Origin of the sequence: Frankia sp. KB5 (genome assembly GCF_002099325.1) — a bacterium.
Classification (GTDB): Bacteria; Actinomycetota; Actinomycetes; order Frankiales; family Frankiaceae; genus Frankia; species Frankia casuarinae.
Genome location: NZ_MRUJ01000303.1, coordinates 1 through 7,887 on the forward strand (window position 1 = coordinate 1; position 7,887 = coordinate 7,887).

Annotated in this window: 5 protein-coding genes; all 5 read left to right on the forward strand. The window is 72.5% G+C overall.

Translation table 11 applies throughout. The features are described from left to right. Positions 1–799: 799 nt before the first annotated feature. The 5 genes from fxlM to KBI5_RS22985 all read left to right on the forward strand — a co-directional run bounded on the left by fxlM (position 800) and on the right by KBI5_RS22985 (position 7,743). Entirely contained in the window at positions 800–2,074 is a 1,275-nt protein-coding gene (gene fxlM / locus KBI5_RS22965; RefSeq protein WP_116290001.1) for a methyltransferase, FxLD system, read from the forward strand. Positions 2,075–2,085: 11 nt separating this feature from the next. Beyond that, positions 2,086–2,289 carry a hypothetical protein gene (locus KBI5_RS22970; protein ID WP_085016436.1) on the forward strand — a complete coding sequence of 68 codons (204 nt, stop codon included), beginning with the start codon at positions 2,086–2,088 and terminating at the stop codon, positions 2,287–2,289. A gap of 92 nt (positions 2,290–2,381) precedes the next feature. Next, on the forward strand, positions 2,382–5,468 hold the full coding sequence (locus KBI5_RS22975; protein ID WP_085016437.1) for a lantibiotic dehydratase: 3,087 nt from the start codon (positions 2,382–2,384) through the stop codon (positions 5,466–5,468). Next, a complete protein-coding gene (locus tag KBI5_RS22980) occupies positions 5,465–6,712 on the forward strand; it encodes a lanthionine synthetase C family protein (RefSeq protein ID WP_085016438.1) in 1,248 nt (415 codons plus the stop codon). Before KBI5_RS22975 ends, KBI5_RS22980 begins: the two co-directional genes overlap by 4 nt. Then, positions 6,694–7,743 (forward strand): thiopeptide-type bacteriocin biosynthesis protein, encoded by a 1,050-nt coding sequence (locus KBI5_RS22985; protein ID WP_085016440.1) that lies wholly within the window; start codon positions 6,694–6,696, stop codon positions 7,741–7,743. The genes KBI5_RS22980 and KBI5_RS22985 overlap by 19 nt, the downstream gene beginning before the upstream one ends. Positions 7,744–7,887: the final 144 nt, after the last annotated feature.

Sequence of the window (7,887 nt, forward strand, 5' to 3'; positions counted from 1 at the left end):
GGCCCTGACCACAGGAAACTGAGGAACGCGCTCGTAGCAGCAGGAAAGAGTACCCCAGGACCTCCACCGCCATACTCTTGGACGGGCTCTGAGCACCAGAGAACGCCGACGTCGATCCGGACAGCATCGGAGATGCTGYACGGGACTCGGCGATACCGGGCCGAAACGGCCCACCGGCCAACATCAGGACCACAGGCGTCCCGCGGCCGGACTCAAATTCTCATACGAAAGGGTGGCGGCCACGCCGCCCTGGCTGCTCTTGGGCGTAATTCCTACACGGGACCACGAACAAACTTTCATGATCACAGCGAACGGATGCGCCAGGGCGCCTGTGTTCTCGCAGGTCATCGGCTTCGCGGGTGTCGATGAAAACGTTCGCGGTGGTGGGAATGACGCGCTTGCCTGCTTCGGCCATGCTGGTAGCGCACCGCGTACACGAAGCACGCCGGGTGGTGACGGTCGCGCCGATTAGCGTCAGCCTGGAGGAAGATCTGTGGTAGCTGGGTCTGAGACTTCTGGATCAACGGCCGCTGGTGCTGACGTATCCATGGCCGGAGATGCTTCCGCGCGGGGGTGGGCTTTCGTGGGCAATGCCGGCCGCCTGGCACGGGCCGGGCAGGAAGCCGACGCCGCCGCCCGCGGAGAGGCGTTGCCCATCGCACCGCCTTGGCTGTTCAGCTGGGTGGCTCGCTCGATCGATGTCGCGGGCATCGCTTCTCGGTGATCTGCCGCCGTCGTCGAGGGGCTCAGGCCGCCGCCCGTCCGATCCTCCATCATCCACAAGGAGATACCCGCTGCGATGACGCTGACCACCGACACGGGCGTCGGCCCCGACGCCGCGACGCTGCGCGCGGCAATGGTCGCTCGCTTTGAACCCGGCATGGCGCGCTTCGGGGTGCCGATGTCTCCCGCGCTACGCCGGGCGCTGCTCACGGTGCCCCGGCATCTGTTCACCCCGGGTGTGCCGCTGGAGCGGGCCTACGACGCCGACCAGTCGATCGTGACGAAGACCGGCGAGGACGGCCGCGACGTGAGCGCGGTGTCGGCGCCGTGGCTGATCGCCACAATGCTTGCCCAGGCCGGTGACCTGGCCGGGAAACGCGTCCTGGAGATCGGGTCCGGGGGGTATAACGCTGCGCTGCTCCGTGAGCTTGTCGGCCCCGGTGGGGATGTCACGACGGTCGACATCGATCCCGACGTGGTTGACCGGGCTCGGGCCTGCCTGGACCGAGCAGGTTATGCCGACGTGCGGGCGTTGTGCCGCGACGGCGACGGCGGCGCGCCGGACCACACCCCCTTCGATGTGATCATCTCTACGGTCGGGACGTGGGACGTCCCTGGGGCCTGGCGTCAGCAACTGGCCCCGGACGGCCGGATCGTGCTGCCGCTGCGTACCGGCGGACTGACCCGAGCGTGGGGGCTCGACCGACAGGGCGGCAACCTGCTGGTCAGCGCGACCGGCCCGGTGCGGTGCGGCTTCGTCGCTATGYGGGGCGCTGGCGCGCACAGCGGCCGGTCGACCCCGCTGGCTGACACCGGCGTCGGGCTCTGGCAGGACGAGCTGTCCACCGTCGACACCAGCGGCATCGGCGACGTGCTCACCGCGTCGCGGACCGAGGTCTGGAGCGGGGTCGTGCTCCCGCGCGGTACCCGCTGGGACGACCAGGACCTGTGGCTGCTGGCGCTGCCGGGTCACTGCCAGATGACCGCCAGCCGCGACGCGGTCGCCAGCGGCATCGTGACCCCGTCGTGGCGGATTCTGACCCCCGCCCTCGTGGACGGCAACAGCCTGGCCTACCGCGCGGCGCTGCGACCTGTCGGCGACCCAGCCGCCGGTTACGAGGTCGGCGCGGTCGGGCACGGCCCCCGCGGCGGGGACCTCGCCGAACGGCTGGCCGACGCGATCCGCAGGTGGGACGAGGCCCGCCGCCGTGGCGATGCGCCTCGGCTGACCGTCGCCCCCGCCGACGCCCCCGCCCGGGATCTGCCGGACGGCTATGTCCTGCCCAAGCGGTACTCCACGCTGGTCCTGTCCTGGGGCCAGGCCAACCCGCACACCGCCGAAACCAGGTAGAGGAGCCGGCCATGACCGCCACCATGCTGCCCACCAGCACCGACCCGACCGAGACCGAGCTGACCGACGACGACCTCACGCTCGACGTGCGGTTCGTGACCGGCGCCCCGTCGGCCGTCGGCTACGACTCGGGCGAGTGCACCAGCGACAACTGCTCCACCACCAGCGACAGCGCCGAGGTCACCTGCGACGTCGCGTCGGAGTGCAGCGAGTAACGGGCCGCCGCCGCGCAGGTCTCGGCCAGATCGGCCCCGGCCGTTCGGGATACCCCCGGGCGGCCGGGTAGGGCCAAACAGAAGGCAGGGGCATGGTCGGCTATCGGACCGTCGATGTGGCAGTGCTGCGGGCGACCGCCCGCCACGGTGCACCTCCCAGCGAGGACTGGCCCGACCTCGCAGGCCACGCTCCCGACCGCGTCTCCCAGTGGACGGGCTGGTTACGCCGGGCCTGGGACGACGAGCTCGCCGACGCGGTCGAACTCGCCAGCCCGGCGCTCGCCGCCGCCGTCCGGGGCGTCCTTGCCGCCGAGCGCCCAGACCCGGAACGGACGCGTCGCGCCGTCGCGTCCGTCGTGACTTACCAGCTTCGGGCTGCGACCCGGCCCACACCGTTCGGCCACTTCGCCGGCGTCGCGCCGGCCCGGCTCGGGCAGCGGACCGCGGTCGACGGCGGCGACGCGCACCGGTCGATCTTCCGCCCCGACGGTGGCTGGCTGTCCACACTGGTCAGCCTCCTCGAAACGGATCATGCAGTGTGGCCCGCGCTGGCGGTCACGGCCAACACGCTCGCCTATCTCCGCGCCGACCAGATCGTCGTCCCGTCCCGGCCGGTCACCGACCGGGATGGGGGCGTGACCCTAGCGGATGCTGAGATCCGTGCCACCGGCGCTGTCCGCGCCGCGCTCGGATTCGCGCGCGAACCCTGCTTGGCAGCCGACCTTGCGGCCAGGTTGACCGCCGCGGTCCCGGCCGCCGCGCCCGGCGCGGCCGAACGTCTGGTCGGCGGGCTGCTCGCGGCTGGGGCGCTCGTCAGCGGCCTGCGGCCACCAGCGGATGCCACCGACCCGTTGCGCTACCTCCTCGACCGGCTGGCCGCGCTGCCTGACCAGGCGAGCAGTCCGCTATACCGGCAGGTGGCGGACGTGGCCGAGAGCCTGGCGGCCCACTCCGCCGCCGCTGCCCGGCGCGACTGGGTCCGGACCCGAGACGCGGCGGAAGCGGCGATGACGGCGCTGCACGCCCAACCTGGCCCGCTGCTCGCGGCCGATCTGCTGCTGGACATCACGGTCACCGTGCCGCCGGTCGTTGCCCGCGAAGCCGCCGCCGCGGCGGCGACACTCGTTCGCCTCACGCCGTATCCGTGCGGCGGCCCGGCCTGGTCGCAGTGGCACACCCGATTCCTTGACCGCTGGGGAGAGGGCGCCGTCGTCCCGCTGGCGGATGCCATTCACCCTGACCGGGGACTCGGCTATCCCGCCGGCTACCGGGACGGCCCCCCACGCCGACCGGCCCCGGGCCGAGGTGACCGCAACCGGGCGTTGCTACACCTCGCCCAGCGGGCAGTGCTGGACGGCGGTGAGCTGGTTCTGGACGGAAGGATGGTCGACGAACTCGCCGCCGCTGCGCAGCCACCCCACACGCCCGACCCGGTTGGCCACACCGAACTGCGCGTCGCCGTCCACGCCGCCACCCCCCAGGCTGTCGACCGGGGTGAGTTCACCCTGCTCGTCGTCAACGCGTCGCGCGGCGGCGGCACCTCGATCGGCCGGTTTCTGGGCCTGTTCGACCCCGCGACCAGGACCCGGATCGGCGCCGCGCTCGCCGCGCTGCCGACCCAGAACGCGGGGGCGACACTCGCCCAGCTGTCGTGCCCGCCGCTCATGCCCCGAACGATGCCCCTCGTCGCGGTTCCCGCCGTCGCCCCGCTGCTGTCCCTCGGGGAGCACCGCCCGCCCGACGGCCGGCCACACATCGACATCGACGATCTCGCAGTCACCGCCGACACGCGGCGGATGCGGCTGGTGCGCCTGTCGACCGGCCAGACCGTTGAGCCGGTCGCGCTGCACGCGCTGGACTTCGAGCACGCGACCCAGCCACTGGCCCGGTTCCTGTGCGAGATCAGCACCGCGCGGGCCGCGACGTGCGTCCCGTTCCAGTGGGGCGCGGCGACCGCACTGCCGGTCCTGCCGCGTGTCCGCCACGGCCGCACCGTGCTCGCGCCCGCTCGGTGGATGCTGACGGGCGCAGACCTGCCCTCCCGGGACGCGGCACAGCCCGTCTGGGACGAGGCGTGGGCCGCGCTGCGGGACCGGTGGCGCGTCCCGGACCGGGTCCTTCTCGGTGAGCGGGACGTCGTCATCGGACTTGACCTGGACATCCCCGCGCACCGGACACTGCTCCGCTCCGCGCTGGATCGACGCGGCAGCGCCACCCTCACCGAAGGACCCGCCCCGGACGCCTACGACTGGATCGGCGGGCGCCCCCACGAGATCGCCCTCCCGCTCGCCCGCACCGACGCACCCGCCTGGCGGGTCGCACCCGCCCGCCCCGTGCGGCCGGTCGCCCACCCCGGCCAGCTTCCGGCGGGTGGCCGGCGCCTGGCCGTCCGGCTCGTCGGGAACGCTCGGTGGCGGGACACTCTCCTGACCGCGCGCTTGCCCGCACTACTCGCTGACTGGCCGGACACCGACTGGTGGTACCTGCGCGACGACACCGACGAGCCGTCGCTACGGCTCTTCCTCCGGCACTCGAACGCGGACCGTGGCGAGGACGCGGCGGCCCGCGTCGCGAACTGGGCGGCGCCGCTGCGTCACGACGGGTTGATCCACACCCTGCTGTTCGACACCTATCGGCCCGCCATCGGCCAGTATGGCGAAGGGCCGATCCTGACCGATGCCGAGACTGTCTTCGCCGCGGACAGCGCCGCCGCCCTCGCCGGTCTCGCGGTGGCGTCCGGCCCGGCGGGGCCGGACCGCCAAGCCGTCACCGCCGCCGGGATGGTCAACCTCGCCGCCGCGTTCACCGGCGGCCGAGATACCGCCGCCCTCTGGCTGACCAGCCGCATACTCCCCAGCGGCCCCAGGATCTCCCGCGAGCATCGCGACCAGGGCCTGGCACTTCTCACCGACGCCGCGGTGACCGACCCATTGACCCACATCTGGGCGGCGCGCCACCGCACCATCGACGCCTACCGCCACCGCATCGCCACCTCCAACACGGCCGACGACACGGCCCCCAACCCGGACGTCGCACTCGATGGGCTACTCCGCGGCCACCACGCCCGGATGATCGGCACCGACCCCCGCTCCGAGACAGCCTGCCTACGGCTGGCCCGCGCCATCGCCGTAACCGGTACCCGAATCCGCGAGCCCGCGGCCTCCGGACAAGCGTCGTGACCAGCACGCCGCTGACAGCCGGCCGCGACGAGTACGGCCACACCGCCGGGCGGCTGGCCCTGGGGCTCGCCGAGCCCTCTGCGGACGGGTCCGTAGGGCAGTCACTGTCCGCCGGCGCCGCCGGTATCGCGCTCCTGCACATCGAACGCGCCTGGGCCGAAGCCGACAACTGGCGGTCCGCGCACCGTCACCTCACCGCCGCCACCCGAGACCCGCTCCACGACCACCACACCGCCGGGCTGTACTTCGGAGCCCCCGCCGTCACGTTCGCGCTCCACGCCGCAAACGGATCGACAGACCGCTACCGTGACGCGCTAGCCGCGCTTGACCCGGCCGTTACCCGGCTGGCACATCAATGCGCCGGCCAAGCCCTGGAACGCATCTCAGCCGGACAGATCGCCGGCGACTTCGCCGAGTACGACGTGTTCTCGGGCCTGACCGGGCTGGGTGCGCTGCTGCTACGTCGCGCCCCGCACAGCACAGCGACCGAGCGGGTACTGACCGCGCTTGTCGCGATCGCCAGCCTGCCGATCGCGGACGGTCACGACATCCTTCCCGGCTGGTGGGTCAGCCACGACCCACGGCGCGGCCAGTCGGCCGCGTTCCCGGGCGGCCACGCGAATCTCGGCGCCGCGCACGGAATCGCGAGCGTCCTCGCAGTACTCGCCCACGCGGCCCGCGCCGACGTCGTCGTCGACGGCCAGCACGACGCGCTCGCCACGATCTGCGACTGGCTGGACAGATGGCGCGTCGAAGGCCCCGCCGGACCGTTCTGGCCCCATCACATCAGCCGCCGCGAACTCGCCGCCGGCCGACCCGACCAGTCCCAACCAGGCAGAGCCGGCTGGTGCTACGGGACGCCCGGCATCGCCCGTGCCGGCCAACTCGCCGCGCTCGCGCTCGACGACCCCGCCCGCCGCGCGGACTACGAATCAGCGCTGGCCGCCTGCCTGGACGACCCGGTCCAGCTGGGCCGACTGATCGATCCGAGCCTGTGCCACGGCTGGGCCGGACTGGTCCAAACCGTCTGGCGCGCCGCCGCTGATGAGCCCAGCGGCACCCTGCGGACCCGGCTCCCCGACCTCGCCGGCCGGCTGGCCACCGCCACCGCCAAGCCGTATCCGCGAGGACCAGCGGGACGCGGGCTCCTGCTCGGCCAGGCCGGGGCCGCGCTCGCGCTGCACACCGTCTCCACCGACCACGCACCGCTTTCCGGATGGGACGCATGCCTGCTGATCACCTAGCCGCGCTGGCCGCCACCGACCCGACCGAACAGGCGATCCTGCACATACTGATGGGCGGGTCGGCCGAGGTCGCCGCCGCCTCGACCCCGCTGACCGTGGCGGAACTCCACGCCGCCGCCGCGACGTACCGCGCCGGAGGCCAGGCCGCCCTCGCCAACCAGCGACCCGGCTGGCACCAGTTCAACATCCACTTCCCCGACTGGCAGACGGCGGAACAGACCGCGGCGGAGTTCCTCTTGCCGGCCCTCCTCGCCACCGAGACCGCCGGCACCATCGATGGCTGGTGGTTCATCCGCAAGCACCCCAACTGGCGACTTCGAGTCCACACCCCCCCACCGGGAGCCGACGCCACTACCGAGTTGGAGACCGCCCTCGACCGGTTGGTCAAAGACGGCCAGCTCACCTCGTGGCAGCCCGGGATCTACGAAGCCGAGACCGCCGCATTCGGCGGCGGCCCAGCGATGGACATCGCCCACGATCTCTTCATCGCCGACAGCCGGGCTGTACTGCGACGCGCCGCGACTCGGCCGGCCGGAGGGCTACCACGCCGGGAACTGTCCGTGCTGCTGTGTAGCGCGTTGGCGAAGGGCGCCGGGCTCGAATGGTATGAGCGAGGAGATCTGTTCGCCCGGGTCGCCGCCGACCGGCCGCTACCAGCCGGCGTCAACACCTGCGACCTCGCCACCCTGACCGAAGGACTGTCCACGCTGTTGCACGCCAACCCGGCCCCCGACGGGCCGGTGTTCGGCCCCGGCCGACCCGGCGCCGACCACGCCGACCACGCGACCGCCTTCACCGACGCGGGCCACCAACTCGCCGGCCTCAACCGCGCCGGCACACTTCGCCGCGGCCTGCGCGAGATCCTGGCCTACCACGTGATCTTCCACTGGAATCGCGGCGGGCTACCGACCCGCACACAAGCATTGCTCGCCCACGCCGGCCGGCAGGCGATCCTCGGYCCCCACGACGACGACCGCAAAGACCCTCGCCAGCCAGGCGGTGCCGCCAGTGAGGCCGCAGGACCGTCATGACCTGCTCAAATGTCAACGTCTCGAACGGCGGTCGTGCCTGCCTTATGCCCGCGACCGGGCGTGGTGTCCGCGGGCACGAAGCGGTCTGACACGTGCGAACAGATGGACCCTCCAATGCCGAACAGATCGCACGTCCGCACGCCA